Annotated in this window: 15 protein-coding genes; 10 read left to right on the top strand and 5 right to left on the bottom strand. The window is 65.9% G+C overall.

The genetic code is table 11. The annotated features are described in order from the left end of the window. Positions 1 to 71: 71 nt before the first annotated feature. From sdhC to IVB46_RS32745, 10 genes are all read left to right on the top strand, one after another. A complete protein-coding gene (gene sdhC, locus IVB46_RS32790) occupies positions 72 to 470 on the top strand; it encodes a succinate dehydrogenase, cytochrome b556 subunit (RefSeq protein WP_085402948.1) in 399 nt (132 codons plus the stop codon). Continuing rightward, positions 467 to 871, top strand: coding sequence for a succinate dehydrogenase, hydrophobic membrane anchor protein (sdhD, locus tag IVB46_RS32785; RefSeq protein ID WP_028151915.1), 405 nt, complete (start codon positions 467 to 469; stop codon positions 869 to 871). The genes sdhC and sdhD overlap by 4 nt, the downstream gene beginning before the upstream one ends. Before the next feature lie 3 nt (positions 872 to 874). Then, positions 875 to 2,710, top strand: a complete 1,836-nt coding sequence (sdhA, locus tag IVB46_RS32780) for a succinate dehydrogenase flavoprotein subunit (protein ID WP_247306684.1) — start codon at positions 875 to 877, stop codon at positions 2,708 to 2,710. Positions 2,711 to 2,752: 42 nt separating this feature from the next. Continuing rightward, positions 2,753 to 3,535, top strand: coding sequence for a succinate dehydrogenase iron-sulfur subunit (locus IVB46_RS32775; protein ID WP_071908684.1), 783 nt, complete (start codon positions 2,753 to 2,755; stop codon positions 3,533 to 3,535). Positions 3,536 to 3,726: 191 nt separating this feature from the next. Continuing rightward, complete coding sequence (locus IVB46_RS32770; RefSeq protein ID WP_247306681.1) at positions 3,727 to 5,883, top strand: hybrid sensor histidine kinase/response regulator; 2,157 nt, start codon at positions 3,727 to 3,729, stop codon at positions 5,881 to 5,883. A gap of 52 nt (positions 5,884 to 5,935) precedes the next feature. Further along, positions 5,936 to 7,894, top strand: a complete 1,959-nt coding sequence (locus tag IVB46_RS32765; RefSeq protein ID WP_247306679.1) for an ABC transporter ATP-binding protein/permease — start codon at positions 5,936 to 5,938, stop codon at positions 7,892 to 7,894. A gap of 219 nt (positions 7,895 to 8,113) precedes the next feature. Then, positions 8,114 to 8,938 (top strand): FkbM family methyltransferase, encoded by an 825-nt coding sequence (locus tag IVB46_RS32760; RefSeq protein WP_247306677.1) that lies wholly within the window; start codon positions 8,114 to 8,116, stop codon positions 8,936 to 8,938. Positions 8,939 to 8,960: 22 nt separating this feature from the next. Next, positions 8,961 to 9,347, top strand: a complete 387-nt coding sequence (locus tag IVB46_RS32755; RefSeq protein WP_208083890.1) for a VOC family protein — start codon at positions 8,961 to 8,963, stop codon at positions 9,345 to 9,347. A gap of 84 nt (positions 9,348 to 9,431) precedes the next feature. Next, complete coding sequence (locus IVB46_RS32750) at positions 9,432 to 9,674, top strand: hypothetical protein (RefSeq protein ID WP_247306675.1); 243 nt, start codon at positions 9,432 to 9,434, stop codon at positions 9,672 to 9,674. Between the two features lie 186 nt (positions 9,675 to 9,860). Further along, positions 9,861 to 12,026: an OmpA family protein gene (locus IVB46_RS32745; RefSeq protein WP_247306674.1), complete on the top strand. Its 2,166-nt coding sequence runs from the start codon at positions 9,861 to 9,863 to the stop codon at positions 12,024 to 12,026. 54 nt (positions 12,027 to 12,080) lie between these two features. Here IVB46_RS32745 and IVB46_RS32740 read toward each other — a convergent pair whose 3' ends face one another. The 5 genes from IVB46_RS32740 to IVB46_RS32720 form a co-directional block, all read right to left on the bottom strand. After that, the gene (locus IVB46_RS32740) at positions 12,081 to 13,037 is read right to left on the bottom strand and encodes a homocysteine S-methyltransferase family protein (protein ID WP_247306672.1); all 957 of its coding nucleotides are present in this window, start codon (positions 13,035 to 13,037) and stop codon (positions 12,081 to 12,083) included. 104 nt (positions 13,038 to 13,141) lie between these two features. After that, entirely contained in the window at positions 13,142 to 14,899 is a 1,758-nt protein-coding gene (locus IVB46_RS32735) for an alkaline phosphatase (RefSeq protein ID WP_247344295.1), read from the bottom strand. A 120-nt stretch (positions 14,900 to 15,019) separates the two neighbouring features. After that, on the bottom strand, positions 15,020 to 16,357 hold the full coding sequence (gene argG / locus IVB46_RS32730) for an argininosuccinate synthase (RefSeq protein WP_247344292.1): 1,338 nt from the start codon (positions 16,355 to 16,357) through the stop codon (positions 15,020 to 15,022). Positions 16,358 to 16,450: 93 nt separating this feature from the next. Next, positions 16,451 to 17,227, bottom strand: a complete 777-nt coding sequence (locus IVB46_RS32725; RefSeq protein ID WP_247306665.1) for a phosphatase PAP2 family protein — start codon at positions 17,225 to 17,227, stop codon at positions 16,451 to 16,453. Positions 17,228 to 17,283: 56 nt separating this feature from the next. Further along, complete coding sequence (locus IVB46_RS32720) at positions 17,284 to 17,778, bottom strand: hypothetical protein (protein ID WP_063980357.1); 495 nt, start codon at positions 17,776 to 17,778, stop codon at positions 17,284 to 17,286. Positions 17,779 to 17,821 lie beyond the last annotated feature (43 nt).

Raw genomic sequence — 17,821 nt, 5'->3', positions numbered from 1 at the left:
TCCGTAAATAGAGCCGACCTTTCGCGATCCCCGCGTGCCCCCTGCTGGGCCGCAATAAACATCAAAAGCCCATGACCGCACGGATCGAACGACCGCTTTCCCCCCACATGCAAGTCTACCGCTGGACGCTGACGATGGCGCTGTCCATTGTCCATCGCGCCACCGGTATCGCGCTCTACGTCGGAACCCTGCTGCTGGCCTGGTGGCTGATCGCGGCGGCTTCCGGCCCCGCCGCCTATTCCCACGTCCAGGCCTTCACCGGCAGCATCATCGGCCGACTGATCGTGTTCGGCTACACTTGGGCGCTGATGCACCATATGCTGAGCGGTATCCGGCACTTCGTGTGGGACCTCGGCTACGGCTTCAAGGCCAATGAGCGCGAAGCCCTGACCTGGGGCGCGTTGATCGGCGGGATTGTGCTCACGGTCCTGATCTGGATCATCGCCTATGCGATCGGAGGCGGACGATGAGCGCGACCGATACGCCCAAGCGCAGCATGCGCACCCCGCTCGGCCGCGTCCGCAATCTCGGTGCGGCGCATTCGGGTACGTCCGATTTCTGGCGCCAGCGCATCACCGCCGTCGCCATGACGCTGCTGATGATTCCGGTGCTCGTGATCATCATGATGCTGCTCGGCCGCAACCAGGCCGGTGCCGCACAGATCCTCGGCTCGCTGCCGATCGCGGTGATCCTGCTGCTCTTCATCGCCGCCAGCGCCTGGCACATGAAGATCGGCATGCAGGTGGTGATCGAGGACTACGTCCATAACGAGAAGCTGAAGCTCATCTCGATCATGCTCAACAATTTCTTCTCGATCGCCGTGGCGCTCGCCTCGACCTACGCGATCCTCAAGCTTTCATCCGGAGTGTAACCCATGGCCACAGCGACGAATGGCAAGGGCAACGGCGCTCCCGCCACCAACGGCAAAGCCTATCCGATCGAAGACCACACCTATGACGTCGTCGTGGTCGGCGCCGGCGGCGCCGGCCTGCGCGCCGTGGTCGGCTGCAGCGAAGCCGGTCTTCGCACCGCCTGCATCACAAAAGTGTTCCCGACCCGCTCGCATACGGTCGCAGCCCAGGGCGGCATCTCGGCCTCGCTCGGCAACATGCACAAGGACGATTGGCGCTGGCACATGTACGACACCGTGAAGGGGTCGGATTGGCTGGGTGACCAGGACGCGATCGAATACATGGTGCGCAACGCGCCCGAGGCCGTCTACGAGCTCGAGCATTGGGGCGTGCCGTTCTCGCGCACCGAGGACGGCAAGATCTACCAGCGCCCGTTCGGCGGCATGACCATGGACTACGGCAAGGGCCAGGCGCAGCGCACCTGCGCCGCCGCCGACCGCACCGGCCACGCCATGTTGCACACTATGTATGGCCAGTCGCTGCGTCACGCGGCCGAGTTCTTCATCGAGTTCTTCGCCATCGACCTGATCATGGACGACCAGGGCACCTGCCGCGGCGTCATCGCGCTCAAGTTGGATGACGGCACGCTGCATCGCTTCCGAGCCCAGACCGTGATCCTGGCGACCGGCGGCTACGGCCGCGCCTACGCCTCCTGCACCTCGGCGCACACCTGCACCGGCGACGGCGGCGGCATGGTGCTGCGCGCCGGCCTGCCGATGCAGGACATGGAGTTCGTCCAGTTCCACCCGACCGGCATTTACGGCTCGGGCTGTCTCGTCACCGAAGGCGCGCGCGGCGAAGGCGGCTATCTCGTCAATTCCGAGGGCGAGCGCTTCATGGAGCGCTATGCGCCGTCCGCGAAGGACCTCGCCTCGCGCGACGTCGTCTCGCGCGCAATGACCATCGAGATCCGCGAAGGCCGCGGCGTCGGCAAGAAGAAGGACCACATCTTCCTGCATCTCGACCATCTCGATCCCGCGGTGCTGGCCGAGCGGCTGCCGGGCATCTCCGAATCCGCAAAGATCTTCGCCAATGTCGACGTGACGCGCGAGCCGATCCCGATCGTGCCGACCGTGCACTACAACATGGGCGGCATCCCCACGAACTATCATGGCGAAGTGCTGACCAAGAAGGACGGCGACGACAACGCCATCATCCCGGGCCTGATGGCGATCGGCGAAGCCGCCTGCGTCTCCGTGCACGGCGCCAACCGCCTCGGCTCGAACTCGCTGATCGACCTCGTCGTGTTCGGCCGCGCGGCTGCGCTCCGTCTCGCCGACAAGCTCACGCCCAACGCCAAGCAGCCGGAGCTGCCGGCGAACTCGTCCGAGCTCGCACTCGGCCGCCTCGACCATTACCGCTACGCCTCTGGCGGCACGCCGACCGCGAAGCTGCGCGAAGGCATGCAGCACGTGATGCAGAACAATTGCGCGGTGTTCCGCACCGGCGACATCCTGAGCGAAGGCCAGAACCTGATCGAGAAGGTCCACAGCGGCATCACCGACATCGCCGTGTCAGACCGCTCGCTGGTGTGGAATTCCGACCTGATCGAGACGCTCGAGTTCGACAATCTGATCTCGCAGGCGGTGGTGACGATGGACTCCGCCGCCAACCGCACCGAGAGCCGCGGCGCCCACGCCCGCGAGGACTTCTCCGCGCGCGACGACAAGAACTGGATGAAGCACACGCTGGCCTGGCTCGACGACAAGGGCAAGGTCAAGATCGAGTACCGCCCCGTTCACGACTACACCATGACCAACGACGTGCAGTACATCCCGCCCAAAGCTCGCGTTTACTAAACGTCGCGCGTGTACTGAACGAACAGCGAAAGCTTTATCGAAATGGTTGAATTCGCACTTCCGAAGAACTCCAAGATCACCGGCGGCAAGACCTGGCCGAAGCCCGCGGGCGCGACCGAGACCCGCGAGTTCAAGGTCTATCGCTGGAATCCGGACGACGGCAAGAATCCGAGCGTCGACACCTATTACGTCGACACCCATGATTGCGGTCCGATGGTGTTGGACGGCCTGATCTGGATCAAGAACAACATCGATCCGTCGCTGACCTTCCGCCGCTCCTGCCGTGAAGGCGTCTGCGGCTCCTGCGCGATGAACATCGACGGCCAGAACACGCTGGCTTGCACCCGCTCGATGCACGACGTCAAGGATGGCGCGGTCAAGATCAACCCGCTGCCGCACCAGCCTGTCGTGAAGGACCTCGTTCCCGATCTGACCAATTTCTACGCGCAGTACGCCTCCGTCGAACCGTGGCTGAAGACGACCTCGCCGACGCCGCAGAAGGAATGGCGCCAGAGCCATGAGGACCGCGAAAAGCTCGACGGCCTCTACGAGTGCATCCTCTGCGCCTGCTGCTCGACCTCGTGCCCGAGCTATTGGTGGAACAGCGACCGCTATCTCGGCCCCGCCGCCCTGCTCCAGGCCAATCGCTGGGTGTCCGACTCCCGCGACGAGGCGACCGGCGAGCGCCTCGACAATCTCGAGGACCCGTTCCGCCTCTACCGCTGCCATACCATCATGAACTGCGCCAAGGCCTGCCCGAAGGGTCTCAACCCGGCCGAAGCCATCGCCGAACTCAAGCTCAAGATGGTCGAGCGCCAGATCTAGGCCTCATTCATGCTACGGCCCCCCGGCCGCGACGGCCGGGGCATTCTACGATCAACCTCAGTTTGAGTAGAATTTGCCATAGCCCGCACCACGCGCGAACGTCCGGATTACAACCTCCGGTTCCATCGACAAGCCACTTCCTTCCCAGCGGGAATTTCAAGTAAGCTCTCCGGTCAGGGACCGGAGCGACTGTGCAGGGTGCGCAACGCAACTCGCTGAGACTGTTGCAGTGGATGATGGCGGCATCCCTGGCGCTGCCGATTGCACTGTTCGTCTTCACCTCCACGATCTCCTACACATCGACAAAGGACATCGCCGACCGCGAGATCGAGCGCACGCTCGATGTCGCCCATGAGCACGCGCTCAAGGTGTTCGAGACCATCGACCGCAGCTTGGCCGAGCTCAACGAGGTCGTGCGCGGCCTCCCCGACGAGGTCATCCGCTCGCGCGAACCGGCGCTGCACCGCCGCCTGAAACGGCTGACCGATGCGCTGCCGCAGCTCAAATCGGCCTGGATCTTCGACGCGAACGGAAAATCGCTGGTCAACAGTCTCGCTTCGCCACCGCAGGATCTGAGTTTTGCGGACCGCGATTACTTCTACGCCCATGTCGACCAGAACATTGGCACGTTCGTCGGCGCGGCCCTGACGCCGCGTCCGCCCTATCAGGGAGCACGCTTCTTCGGCATGAGCCGGCGCCGCGAAGCCGACGATGGCAGCTTCATCGGCGTCATCCAGGCCTCCGTCCTGCCGGAATATTTCGAGAGCTTTTACGCCAGGATCGGCTCCGATCCCGGCAGCTTCTTCGCCATGGGACGCACGGACGGCGTGGTGCTCACCCATTTTCCCCGGCTCGACCGCGACTTCCGGCTCGATCCGACCGGACCGGTCGGGCAGCAGATCGCCGCTCACCCCGAGCACGGCCTCATCACCATCGCCTGGCCCTCGGACGGAATCGAGCGGCGCGTCGGCTACAGGCGCGTCGCCGAATATCCGATCTATGTCAGCGCCGGGCTCGAGACCTCGGCGATCCGCGCGCGCTGGCTCGCCACCATGGGCCAGCATCTGGTGTTCGGCATTCCCGCCACGGCGCTGCTGTTTCTGCTGCTTGCGCTCGCGTTCCGGCGCACCCAGCATCTCCACGCCGAGGCCGCAGCGCGACGCGAGGCCGAGGAGGCGCTCAAGCACAGCCAACGGCTGGAAGCGCTCGGCCAGCTCACCGGCGGTGTCGCGCACGACTTCAACAATCTCCTCACCGTGATCCGCGCCTCGGTCGACCTGTTGAACCGGCCGCAGCTGAGCGAGGAGCGGCGGCAGCGCTACATCAATGCCATTGCGGACGCGGTCGCGCGCGCCGCCAAGCTGACCTCGCAGCTGCTGGCGTTCGCGCGGCGCCAGACCCTGAAACCGGAAGTGTTCGACGTCGGGGATCGGATGCAGTCGCTGCACGACATGCTCGCCACGTTGCTCGGGCCGGCGATCGAGATCGGAATCCGGCTGCCGGCCGAGCCCTGCCTCGTCAAGGCCGATGCCGGCCAGTTCGAGACGGCTCTGATCAACATGGCGACCAATGCGCGCGACGCCATGCAGGGCAAAGGCAGGATCACCTTCGCCGTGCAGGCGGCGGCGACCATACCCGATACTTTGGTGCACGCCTCGGGCAGCCATGATCTTGCAGGCGGCGATGGCTTCGTCAGTGTCGCCGTCAGCGACACCGGCATCGGCATTCCCGCCGCACGATTGGGCCGCATCTTCGAGCCGTTCTTCACCACCAAGCAGGTCGGCCAGGGCACCGGCCTCGGCCTGTCGCAGGTGTTCGGCTTCGCCCGGCAATCCGGCGGCGAGGTGACCGTCGCGAGCGAGGTCGGCCAGGGCAGCACCTTCTCACTCTATCTGCCGCGCGTTCCGGCGGACCTGCTGCCGCAGCGGCAGGCGCCCAACACCGCGCCGGCAGTGGCCGGCAGCGGCATGTCGGTGCTGTTGGTCGAGGACAATATCGAGCTCGCCAATTTCGCTGCCGACGGTCTCACCGAGCTCGGTTACAGCATCACTTTGGTGGACAACGCCACCGACGCACTTGCCGAGCTCACCGTGGACACAGATCGCTTCGACGTCGTGTTCTCCGACGTGGTGATGCCCGGGATGACCGGGCTCGATCTGGCGCAAGCGATCCGCGAGCGCGGCATCCGCGTGCCGATCGTGCTGACCACGGGCTACAGTCAGGCCCTGTCACAAGATGGCGCCGCCGGCTTCGATCTCGTGCAAAAGCCCTATTCGATCGAGGAATTGTCGCGGGTTCTCCATCGGGCCGCGAGGCTCCGGCCGGTCCGCGACGGCGCCGCCGAGTGAGGGCGGCACGGAACCAACGGGAACTGATTGATTTGGTTCGCGTTATCCGCTCATGCACAAGCCGGCCGCAAAGCGCGAACAGGGCAGGAAGCCCCCCATTGTCGAGATCAAGGGCGAGAACGGCGACGAGGTCACGCCGCCGCCGCCGGAGGTTATTGAGCCCGATCCCGCACTCTCGCCCGAGGAGGCCGAGCAGGTTCGCAAGGACTATCTGCTGACGCGCTTCTGGATCAGCGCACGCGGCTTCTGGGGCCGCAACGGCGACCGGCTCGCGTGGCTCTACTCGATCGGCCTCGTCGTGCTGATCGTCCTCACCGTCGGCTTTCAATACGGCATCAATGTCTGGAATCGCGCGATCTTCGACGCCATCGAGAAGCGCGAGGCGAGCACCGTCTTCCATCTCACTGCGGTGTTCTTCCCGCTCGCGCTCGGCAGCATCGTGCTTGGCGTCGCGCAGGTGTTCGCGCGGATGGGAATTCAGCGCCGCTGGCGCGCCTGGCTCACGGCAAGCGTGCTGACGCGCTGGCTGGCCAACGGGCGCTATTATCAGCTCAACCTGGTCGGCGGCGATCACAAGAACCCGGAATATCGCATCGCCGAGGATCTGCGCATCGCGACCGATTCTCCGGTTGATTTCCTCGCCGGCGTGACCTCGGCGCTGTTGTCGGCGGTCACGTTCATCATCGTGCTCTGGACCATCGGCGGCGCGCTCACGGTCACGCTTGCGGGATCGACCATGACCATCCCAGGCTTCCTCGTCATCGCCGCGATCCTTTACGCCGCGATCGCCTCGGGTTCGATCCTGGTGATCGGCCGGCGCTTCGTGCAGGTCTCCGAGGACAAGAACCAGGCGGAGGCGGATTTCCGCTACACGCTGACGCGCGTGCGCGAGAACGGCGAGAGCATCGCGCTGCTCGGCGGCGAGGAGGAGGAGCGCGGCGGCATCGACCGCAATTTCACCAACGTGCTGCGGCAGTGGGCGCGTTTGGCCGGCCAGCACATGCGCACAACGCTGGTGTCGCAAGGCTCGAGCCTTGTTGCTCCCGTGGTCCCTCTCTTGCTCTGCGCGCCAAAATTCCTCGACGGCAGCATGACGCTCGGACAGGTGATGCAGGCGGCCTCCGCCTTCACCATCGTGCAGAGCGCGTTCGGCTGGCTGGTCGATAATTATCCGCGGCTCGCCGACTGGAACGCCTGCGCGCGTCGCATCGCCTCGCTGATGATGTCGCTCGACGGCCTCGAGCGCGCCGAGCAGGGCGACGGCCTCGGCCGCATCAAGCGCGGCGAGACCACCAACGACGCCATGCTGGAGATGAAGGATCTCTCCGTCACGCTCGACGACGGCACGGCCGTGGTCGGCGAGACCGAGGTGGTGATCGAGCCGGGCGAGCGGCTGCTGGTCGCCGGTGAATCCGGCACCGGCAAGAGCACGCTGGTGCGCGCCATCGCGGGGCTCTGGCCATGGGGCGGCGGCAGCGTCAATTTCCATCCTGACCGGCGCCTGTTCATGCTGCCGCAGCGGCCTTACGTGCCGTCCGGCAGCTTGCGCCGCGCGGTCGCCTATCCCGGCGCCGAGGACGATTGGAGCGTCGAGGAGATCGGCGAAGCCCTGCACAAGGTCGGCCTCGACCACCTCAAGGAGAAGATCGAGGAAGAGGGACCGTGGGACCAGACGATGTCGGGCGGCGAGAAGCAGCGCCTCGCCTTCGCGCGGCTGCTGCTGCACAACCCCGACATCGTCGTGCTCGATGAAGCGACCTCCGCGCTCGACGAGAAGAGCCAGGACAAGATGATGCAGATGGTCACCGACGAGTTGCCGAAGGCGACCATCGTCAGCGTCGCCCATCGCGTCGAGCTGGAAGCCTTCCACAGCCGCAAGATCGTGCTGGAACGCCGCAAGGGCGGCGCAAAACTCGTCAGCGATATCGACCTGATCCCGCGCAAGGGCAAACGCAAGCTGCTCGGGCGATTCCTGAGGCAGCGCAAGGCCGCGCCAAAAAAGGCGGCGTGAGGCTCTGTCGTCCCGGGGCGCGCGAAGCGCGAGCCCGGGACCCATAGCCACGGGATTGAGTTTGGCGAGGACTCGTAGTTGCCAGTCCCATGTCACAACTCTTCCCTGGGGTTATGGGTCCCGGGCTCGCTTCGCGCCCCGGGACGACAGCTGTGATGGAGCGTTGGAGTCCCCGGCAAAACCGGCTATGCATGCGCCGCTGCAACGAGGACCGCCTGCTTGACGCCCGACAACGCCCCTTCATCCGCGCCGTTTGGCGCGTTTGCGCCGAACGCGGCGCAGGCTGCGGTCATCCGCCTTGCGCAACAGTCGGGGCTGAAGCGCGGTGCGTTCCGCCCGTGGATGTCGCGGCTGGTCAACCTGATGCGCAGCGGGCCGATCGATGTGCAGTACCAGGGCGCCTCGTTCCGCTTCTATCACCAGGGCAGCGCGACCGAGCGCGGCGCGCTGTTCAATCCCGACTACAATCTCGACGAGCTCGACTTCCTGCGCCGACACACCCCGGCAGGCGGCGTGTTCGTCGACGTCGGCGCCAATGTCGGCACCTTTGCCCTGGTGATGGCGCAGCAGGTCGGCACCAATGGCAAGGTGGTCGCGATCGAACCGCATCCGATGACGTTTGGACGGCTTTCGTTCAATCACGCCGCGTCGAAGACGACGCAGGTGCGCCTGGTGCAGGCTGCCGCCGGTGACAGCGACGGTGAGCTCATGATCGAGAGCGGCGGCGGCAATCTCGGCGCTACGCACGTCGTCACCGGCACGGCCAGCGCGGAGGCCATCAAGGTGCCGTCGCTGCGGCTGACACGCATTCTGGACGAGGCCGGCGTCGGCCAAGTCGATTCGCTCAAGATCGACGTCGAGGGCTTCGAGGACCGCGTGCTGATCGGCTTCTTCCGCGACGCGCCGCAATCGCTGTGGCCGCGCGCGGTGGTGATCGAGCATCTGTCACAAAACGAATGGCAGCAGGATTGTATCGCTGACATGGTCGCGCGCGGCTTTGCGATCGCGCGCAAGACGCGGAGCAATACGTTCCTGTCGCGCTAACCGTGAGCAAGGGAGATTTGCGATGATCGACCATTTGGGTTTTTCGGTCTCCGACTATGAGCGCGCGAAAGCGTTCTACGCCAAGGCGCTGGCACCGCTCGATTACAGCCTGATCATGGAGGTAACGGCGGAGCAGACCGGCCACGCTCCGGCGGCAGGCTTTGGCGCCAACGGCAAGCCGGACCTCTGGTTCGGTGCGGAAGGCGCGATGAACAAGCCGGTGCATATCGCGATTCTCGCGAAGGATCGCGCCACGGTCGACGCCTTCTACAAGGCGGCCATGGCGGCCGGCGGTCGCGACAACGGCGCACCCGGCATCCGCCCGCATTATCATGCGAACTATTACGGCGCGTTCGTGCTCGACCCTGACGGACACAACATCGAGGCCGTCTGCCACGCGCCGGAATAGCGCGCGTTCAGGCACGACACGACAAGGAACATCGGCGCGGCATCATCGTTGTCATTCTCCAGACAACTGATCTCGATGATGCCGATGCCGATCGAACCGCCCGAGATTCCGCCGGCAACACCGGGCACCCCCACCGAGCCGCCGCCTGGAATTCCGCCGGGCAATCCGCAGCCTGAAATTGCGCCGCCGGTGCGCGAGCCCGGCGAATCACCGCAGCCCGACGAATTGCCGGGCCACGTGCCGGAAGAGATTCCATCGCGCGGACCGAACGGACCGCTCACGCCGAATCCCGCGACGGATGCAAGTTCGCTGCGCGATCACATGTGAGGCGAAGCATCACATGTGAGGCAATTGCAACCTGCGTCTGAATGCGCAATGAACGTCACCATAGTGAGGTGATTTGCGTGCAGAAATAAATCGGCCCGCGACCTCTTCGCCCGCCACATTCCGGCCTAACGCGTAGCTGTTCATCCCGACACTTCGTCAAAGAACCTTCCGGGGAAGTTCACCATCATGACCAACCTTCGTTTCGTGCTGCTTGCAACGACGGCTCTGACCGCGATGCAATTCGCAAGCTCCGCATCGCATGCGCAAAGCGCGCCGCCGCTCGTGGTCGCGCAGGCGCAGACACAACCACCAGAGACCGACAAATCGAAGCAGCCTCCGAAGGAAGCGCCGAAGGGACCGCCGCCTGGCGCACGTCCTGCCGCACCACCTCCTCCGGCCGCGGCACCGCCCGCAGCTCCTGCGCGCCCCACGGCGCCGCCGCCTGCGGCTGCACCTCCGCATCCTCCCGCTCCGCCGCCGCCGGCTGCCGCGCCGGCGCGCCCGACCCCACCACCGCCTCCTCCGCCTGCGGCACGTCCGGTACCTCCGCCTCCGCCGCCACCCCCACCGCCGGCAGCTCCCAAGCAGCCGTCGCCGCCTCCGGCTGCGGCACCCCAGCAGCATGCGCCTGCGCCAACTCCGCCGCCCCCGGCCGCGCAGCAGCACACGCCGACGCCGCCTCCCGCCGCAGCTCCGCCTGCCGCGCGTCCCGCTCCGACTCCGCCGGCAGCAGCAACGCCGCCCGCAGCAGCACCCGCACGTCCGGCGCCGGCACCTGCGGCTACGCCGTCGCCTTCACCGGCCGCGCCTGCGGCCCGCCCTGGCGCGGCTGCACCGACCGCCACGCCTGCTCCGACGGCAACACCTGCGCCGACGGCAACGCCGGCACCGGGCGCCACGCCCGGCGCACCGCCGACTGGACGCCCGGGCACCCCGCCGCCCGGCGGACGTCCCGGCACGCCTCCGGCTGCAGGATCACCGACACCGGCTCCCGGTGCCGCGCCCGCTCCAACGGCCACGCCGGCCCCCGGTGGCGCTCCGACGCCGCTGCCCGGCCGTCCCGGTGCAGGACCGACGCCCGCCCCCGGCACAGCGCCGGCGGCGACGCCGACCCCTGGTCAACAGGGCGGAACGCCTCCTGCTGGCGCGCCCGCAGCCGGAACTCCGGCTGCGCCGCCCCAGGCCGGCGGCCTCCCGCCGCGGCCCGCGGCGCCCGCCGGTGCCGCTGCGCCGAGCACCGTCCCGGGCTCGGCGGCCGCAACGCCGCCGCCCAACCGGGCGCAATTCGCTCCGCCGACGGTTACGCCTGCCTTCCAGGCAAGGCCGACAGTCGTCGCACCGCTGCCACCTCCGCCGCGCCCGCCGCAGCGTGACCTGACACCGCTCGCGATCGGTGCGGGCGTGGTGGCCGGCGCCGTGATCGGAGCCACCATTGCCGACCTGCACAACCAGCGACGCGAGGCCATCGAAGGCGGCCGCACCGTCTACACCGAACCGGATCGCATCATCATCCGCGATCCGGGCGGGCAGGCCTACGTCCGCGGCAACGACCTCTATCGCTTCCGCTATGGCGCCCGCGACATCCGCACCGACACCGTCGGCGGCGAGACCCGCACGGTCGTGATCCGTCCTGATGGCAGCGAGGTCATCACCGTGGTCGGCCCGGACGGTTCGTTGCTGCGGCGAATCCGCAGGGACCCCGGCGGGCGCGAGATCATCATCATCGACAACAGCTACCGCGATCCGCGGTCGGTCGGCGGCTTCTATGTCGATGCGCCGCCGCCGGTCGTGAACATTCCCTACGATCGCTACATCGTCGACGCCGAGGAAGCATCGCCGGACGTGATCTACCAGACCATGGAGGCACCGCCGGTACAGCGGATCGATCGGCGTTACACGCTCGACGAGATCCGCTACAGCCCCAATGTTCGCATGCAGATGCCGAGCATCGACGTCAACACGATCACCTTCGAGACGGGCTCGTGGACCATCCCGCCGGACCAGGCGGCCCGGCTGCAGGGGATCGCCGACGGTCTCAACCGTGCGATCCAGCGCAACCCGCGTGCGGTGTTCTTGATCGAGGGACACACCGACGCGGTCGGCAACGAGGTCGACAATCTGTCATTGTCGGACCGCCGTGCGCAATCCGCGGCCGAATTGCTGACCCAGCAGTTCGGGGTGCCCGCCGAGAACCTGACCTCGCAGGGCTATGGCGAGCAGTATCTGAAGGAGCAGACGCAAGGACCGAGCCTGATCAACCGGCGCGTCACCGTCCGCAACATCACGCCGCTGCTCAACGGCGGCCAGGCCTCGCTGCCGCCGCCCCCGCCCGGCACCGCGCCGCCGCGCTGAGGCGAAGCACAAATGCAAAATGGCCGGGAGCAATCCCGGCCATTTTTGTTTGGATCAGGCGCCCGCTGCCTGAAGCGGCACGCAGGCAGCGCAGATGGCTGCGGCATGCCTGTGATCGGTGCCGCAGCAGCCGCCGAGCAGTTGCATGCGCGGGAATGCCCGCCTGAGCGCCACATAACGGCGGCCAAGATCGGCGGGATCGCCGCTGTCGAGCACCTCGGACTCATCGAGCTCGGCATGACTCTTGGCCGACGCATTGGCCCTCACGCCATGAATGCGTTCGACCCATGGCTCGCCGGCTTGGAGGGCACTCTCGAAATGGGTCGGATGAGCGCAGTTGATCAGGAAATATTCGCAAGCACGTTCCGTTGCACGATCGACGATTTCGATCGCCTCCCGCAGGGTCTCTCCCCTGATCAGGCAACCGTCAGTTTCGACCGTGAAGGAGACGGCAACCGGGATCGCGTGCATCTTTGCAGCACGCACCACGCCGATGGCTTCATTGACGCTGTTCAGCGTGAACGCGGTCACCATGTCGGCGCCGGCCTCGGCGAAGGAGGCGATCTGGGACGAATGATAGTCCATCGCCTCCGTCGCATCCATGTTGCCGGCCTTGTAGCCGTCGCCCCGCGGACCGATCGCACCGTTGATCACACAGGGCAGGCCGGAGGTCTCCCATGTGCCGCGCAATTCCTCGAGAAAAAGAATTGCCCGCATGTTGATCGCCGTGAGCGCATCCATATCGTAGCCGAGCTTGACACCCCAATCAGGATTGGCGCGCCAGGTCGGACTGTCGAGCACGAAACCGAGCCCATGCTGACGCGCGATCGCAAGATAGGCCTCGTAATACTGCCTCAGATGCGAGCGGCCGGCCTCGCTCTCGAGCAACACGAAGGCAGCGAAGTGAGGAAGCTCCAGACCTTTGTGAAAGATCAGGGTCGTCTCCATGCCGCCGTCGGTCAGGAAGATACCGCCGCGGCGCTGAGGCAGATTGTCTCTGTACTTCGCCATTGGTCGCTCCGTCGCTGCGAGGCCCCACTCATTCGGTCGTTTCAACCTCCTTCCGGTCTCATGCGAGATGGTGCCGCATAATGTCGCGCGGTACGCGACTGCTCCTACTGCCCTGCGGCGAGCCCAAGCGCATCGACCATCACGCGAAACACTTCGGTGTTGTCCATCGAGCCGTGCACGCGCTCGCTGCCCGGGCCAGTGGCCGTCAGGATGACGTCCTCGCCCGAATGCACGCTGGCACCGATCATCGCCGACAGATTGCCCGGGCGCAGCACCGCGCCGGGGACGTCCTTGTATTTGTCGTTGGCCTTGAAGGTTCCGTCGTCGCCGGCCTTGACGGTCGGCTCGTTGGGATTGTCGAGCTTCGGGCGGAACGTCTCGTAGTGGTCCGGCAGGCTGGCCGAGAAGATGGCGAGCCGGCGGCTCACATCGACGCGTGACGGATAGCCCTCCGCATCCGGCGCCGGATAGTTGGGAAATCCGGCCTGCTCGTAGACGCCGACACGCTCGCGCAAGGGAACGTTGGGCGTGGTGCCCATGTCGTCGTTCACCGTGCCGACAAGGCTGTTGGGATGATTGTGGTCCGCCAAGACCAGGATGAGGGTGTCGTCGCCGCGCGCCCGTGCCCATTCGCGCGTCTGGCGCACCGCGTTGTCGAGCATGATCGTGTCGTAGACCGCCCGCTCCATGTCGAGCAGGTGCGCATATTTGTCGATCAGTCCGGATTCGACCATCAGGAAGAAGCCGGTCTCGTTCTTCGAGAGGATGTTCAGCGCCGCCCGCACCTGCTCGGTCAAATCAGGCTGTTCAGGAAATTTCTTCACGCCGCCGCCCTTGAGGAATTTGCGGTCGAGCACGCCATCCATGTTGCCGGTCGCGAACAGGCCGAGCAGCTTGCTTGTCTCCGGCTTTGCGGCCGAGGCGCCGAGCTCGCTCGCGGTCGTCGCGACCTGATAGCCTGCGTCGCGGAACTTCGCGATGTAGTCGGCCTCGTCCTTGCGTTTGGAGCCGGCCGCGGATTTCGGCAGAAAATTCGCGCTGCCGCCGCCCATCAGCACATCCGGCTTCGCCGCGAAGAACTGCTCGACGATCTCGTCATAGGCGGCGCGCCGGCGGGTGTGCGCAACCATCGCGGCCGGCGTCGCGTCTTCGATCTCGGTGTTGGTGACGACACCGATCGCCATGCCATGCCGCCGCCTGGCGAGGCTGGTGATGGTTTCAACGCGGGGATCGTCGAACGGGCTTGCGGTGCGGTCCGCGTAAACACCCAGGGCGTTGACGGCGCTCTTGTGGCCAGTCGCATAGGCGCTGGCCGAGTTCGCGGAGTCCGTGATGATCGAGTCCGAGCCTGCGGTCGCCACCAGCGCCATGTGGGGCATGTCGTCGATCGCGAGCTTGCCGCGGCTCTTGCCTTCCGCAATCCCCTTGGACAGGATTCGCGCTGCGACCCGATGCGCTGGCGACATGCCGTCGCCGATGAACAGGATGACGTTCTTCGCCTTGCGCGGACCGGTGTCGTAAACCGTCCATGCGATGCTGCGCTGCTGCGTGCCGTCGCTCACCTCAATCGCGACGCTGCCCGGCTTGGTCAGCGTGACATCGCGCAAGATCAGCGCCGACTGGTCCTTGCCGTCCTCGCGATCGACGAACGTTCCGGCGCGGCCGAACGCGACGGCATAGTCCGCGCCGTTCACGGTCACCTTCAGCCTGGCCGGATCGACCGGCCCGGCAAACTCGACCTTGAAGTCGAACCGGGCGCCGGCCAGGATCTCGGCACGATCGATCGGATAGATCGTCTGCGCCGACAGCGACGTTGTCCAACAGAGGACGATGAGTGAGGCGAGTGCCGATCCCTTGACCATGCGCGATGCTCCGCAATCCGTTCCCAACAGGAACGGAAAGCTAGCGATCGAGAATGACACCGTCATTAAGTCGCGCGTCGCCCGATCGGGCGACAAAAGGCCTCAGCCCAAAAAAAGGCCTCAGCTCTTGTCGTTCTCCAGCCGGAAGATCTGCGAGCCTTCGCTGCCCGACAGCAGGCCGGTATCCGTGTAGAGCTTCAGCTTGGTACGGGTGTCAGCGATGTCGAGATTGCGCATGGTGAGCTGGCCGATGCGGTCGGCCGGCGTGAATGCTGCGTCTTCCACCTTCTCCATGCTGAGCCGCTCCGGCGCATAGGTGAGGTTCGGGCTCTCGGTGTTGAGGATCGAATAGTCGTTGCCGCGGCGTAGCTCCAGCGTCACCTCGCCGGTGACGGCGCGCGCGACCCAGCGCTGCGCGGTCTCGCGCAGCATCAGGGCCTGCGAATCGAACCAGCGGCCCTGATAGAGCAGGCGGCCGAGGCGCATGCCGCTGATGCGGTACTGCTCGATGGTGTCCTCGTTGTGGATGCCGGTGACGAGGCGCTCATAGGCGATGTGCAGCAGCGCCATGCCGGGCGCCTCGTAGATGCCGCGGCTCTTGGCCTCGATGATGCGGTTCTCGATCTGGTCGCTCATGCCGAGTCCGTGGCGGCCGCCGACCGCATTGGCCTCGAGGAACAGCGCGACGGGATCAGAGTAGGTCTGGCCATTCAGCGCCGTGGGCTGGCCTTCCTCGAAACGCACGACGACCTTCTCGGCCTTGACGGCGCAATCGTCGCGCCAGAACGGCACGCCCATGATGGGGTTGACGATCTTGATGCCGCTGTCGAGGCTTTCGAGATCCTTCGCTTCGTGCGTGGCGCCGAGCAGGTTGCTGTCGGTCGAATACGCCTTCTCCGCGCTCATCTTGTAGGCAAAGCCCTGCGCGGTCATGAACGCCGACATTTCGGCGCGGCCGCCGAGCTCGTCGATGAATTGCTGGTCGAGCCAGGGCTTGTAGATGCGCAAGGATGGATTGGTCAGCAGGCCGTAGCGGTAGAAGCGCTCGATGTCGTTGCCCTTGAAGGTCGAGCCGTCGCCCCAGATGTTGACGCCGTCCTCCTTCATCGCCGCGACCAGCATCGTGCCGGTGACAGCGCGCCCGAGCGGCGTGGTGTTGAAATAGGTGATGCCGCCGGTCGAGATGTGGAAGGCGCCCGACTGGATCGCGGCGATGCCCTCGTGGACGAGCTGCGTGCGGCAGTCGACGAGCACGGCCTTCTCGGCGCCGAACGCTTCCGCCTTGCGCGGGATCTCGTTGTAGTCGGCTTCATCGGGCTGGCCGAGATTGGCCGTGTAGGCGTAGCAGCGCGCGCCCTTCTGCTTCATCCAGAGCAGCGCCGCGCTGGTATCGAGACCGCCCGAAAAAGCGATGCCGACTTTCTCACCCTTGGGCAGGCTTTTCAGGATCGTGGTCATGGGGCTTCCAATCGGGTCTCAAGGGGCTGATGGCGTTTGTGGGTTGACCGCGCGAATATCAAATTTCGCACGCCTCGGCACGCATTTAATGGCTCAAATCGACGGCTCGGGGCCTGTCTTGCGGCCGAACAGGCGCTGGCGGAGCCGGTAGGCGGGCATGTTCAGCCGGGTCAGGGCGGCATCGACCGCCTCGTCCGAGAACCGGGTCCGCGGCCAGCGGTAAATCAGCGCGTAGGCGAACCAGATCACGACGAAGGTGACGAGGCCGGCGATCGAGACGTCCGTGAAGAAGTGGCCGCCGAAGGCCATCCGCAGCCCGCTGGTGACCATGCCGAACACAAGCGCACCGGCATAGGCGAGCGGCCGCCATGCCGGCGGCGCCAGCGCAGCCGGCGCCAGCGTCCAGAACGCGGTCGCGCCCTCGCCCGAGAAGAACGAGCAGTTGCGCGCGCAATCGCCGCGCGGATCCCACCACGGCACGAATTGCTGGTCGCCGGCAAACTCAGTCACCACCACCGGACGCGGCCGTCCCCAATAGGTCTTGAAGGTGAGATTGGTGAGGATGCCTGCCGACATGATGATGGTGACCAGCAGGAATACGATCGCGCGCCCCGATACCATCAGCGGCCGGTCGGGTCGGATCATCTTGACCACAAGCGCGACCAGCGGCGGCAGCACGAATGCCCAGGCGACCCACATGGCGGCGTCGCGCGCGACGCCCGCCCACTCATTCAGCTTGAGCGGAAACGTCTTCGTCTCGGGGTCGAAGAACAGTGCGGCGAGCTTGAGATCGAGCTCGGGATAGAGGCCGAAAACGACGCCGATCACGAGCCACAGCGCCAGGGCGATGAAGAGTCCAGTCCGGTTCATGCGCGCGGTTTAGCGGAGCGGGGAGGAGATGGAAACCCCGGAGGAAGGCAAGAAAATCACCGCGCATCCGGCCGCGAATTCGACGGCAGCGGCGGAGGCGGCTTGTGCGGGGGCGGCGGATTGCGCCAGGCGCCGGCGTTACGGCCGGCAATCAGCCAGTAGACCACGCCGGAGACGATGCCCGCGCCCGTCATGATCTCCAGATGCCGCCGCACGATGCCTTCGAACTGGAGCGTATCGGAGTGGAAGGGGATGAGGCCGAGATAGCAGGCTAGGCCAACTACGCCGCCACCCACGGCATAAGCGAGCGCGCTGCGGATATAGAGCGCTTCGGTGATCGCGACGATCACCGCCGCCGGAACCAGCGCAAAGCCCGAGACGAAGATGAAGCCGAAGCCGAGCAGGATGTCGATCGCGCCCTGATCGACGGGACCGGCGCCGAGATCGGCGAACTCCGGAAACAGCAGCGCGACGACGACGATCATGCCGCCGACGAAGCAGGCGGCGAGGAAGCCGATGAAGATGACGATGAGGCGGCCGATCAGGGACATGACGGGAAAGCTCACCTCGCCGTCATTGCGAGGAGCCACCCGG

This window comes from Bradyrhizobium sp. 61 (assembly GCF_023073075.1).
Taxonomy (GTDB): Bacteria; Pseudomonadota; Alphaproteobacteria; order Rhizobiales; family Xanthobacteraceae; genus Bradyrhizobium; species Bradyrhizobium barranii.
Note: the sequence above shows the minus strand (reverse complement) of the source record. Positions and strands in the feature narration are given on the sequence as shown.

What these genes read in the sequence shown, in the direction of transcription:
- IVB46_RS32725 (WP_247306665.1), bottom strand. Translation starts at nt 17,227, where the DNA reads ATGAACCGGACTGGACTCTTCATCGCCCTGGCGCTGTGGCTCGTGATC.
- IVB46_RS32740 (WP_247306672.1), bottom strand. Translation starts at nt 13,037, where the DNA reads ATGGCGAAGTACAGAGACAATCTGCCTCAGCGCCGCGGCGGTATCTTC.
- IVB46_RS32775 (WP_071908684.1), top strand. Translation starts at nt 2,753, where the DNA reads ATGGTTGAATTCGCACTTCCGAAGAACTCCAAGATCACCGGCGGCAAG.
- sdhD (WP_028151915.1), top strand. Translation starts at nt 467, where the DNA reads ATGAGCGCGACCGATACGCCCAAGCGCAGCATGCGCACCCCGCTCGGC.
- IVB46_RS32720 (WP_063980357.1), bottom strand. Translation starts at nt 17,778, where the DNA reads ATGTCCCTGATCGGCCGCCTCATCGTCATCTTCATCGGCTTCCTCGCC.
- sdhC (WP_085402948.1), top strand. Translation starts at nt 72, where the DNA reads ATGACCGCACGGATCGAACGACCGCTTTCCCCCCACATGCAAGTCTAC.
- argG (WP_247344292.1), bottom strand. Translation starts at nt 16,357, where the DNA reads ATGACCACGATCCTGAAAAGCCTGCCCAAGGGTGAGAAAGTCGGCATC.
- IVB46_RS32745 (WP_247306674.1), top strand. Translation starts at nt 9,861, where the DNA reads ATGACCAACCTTCGTTTCGTGCTGCTTGCAACGACGGCTCTGACCGCG.
- IVB46_RS32735 (WP_247344295.1), bottom strand. Translation starts at nt 14,899, where the DNA reads ATGGTCAAGGGATCGGCACTCGCCTCACTCATCGTCCTCTGTTGGACA.
- IVB46_RS32755 (WP_208083890.1), top strand. Translation starts at nt 8,961, where the DNA reads ATGATCGACCATTTGGGTTTTTCGGTCTCCGACTATGAGCGCGCGAAA.
- sdhA (WP_247306684.1), top strand. Translation starts at nt 875, where the DNA reads ATGGCCACAGCGACGAATGGCAAGGGCAACGGCGCTCCCGCCACCAAC.
- IVB46_RS32750 (WP_247306675.1), top strand. Translation starts at nt 9,432, where the DNA reads ATGCCGATCGAACCGCCCGAGATTCCGCCGGCAACACCGGGCACCCCC.
- IVB46_RS32765 (WP_247306679.1), top strand. Translation starts at nt 5,936, where the DNA reads ATGCACAAGCCGGCCGCAAAGCGCGAACAGGGCAGGAAGCCCCCCATT.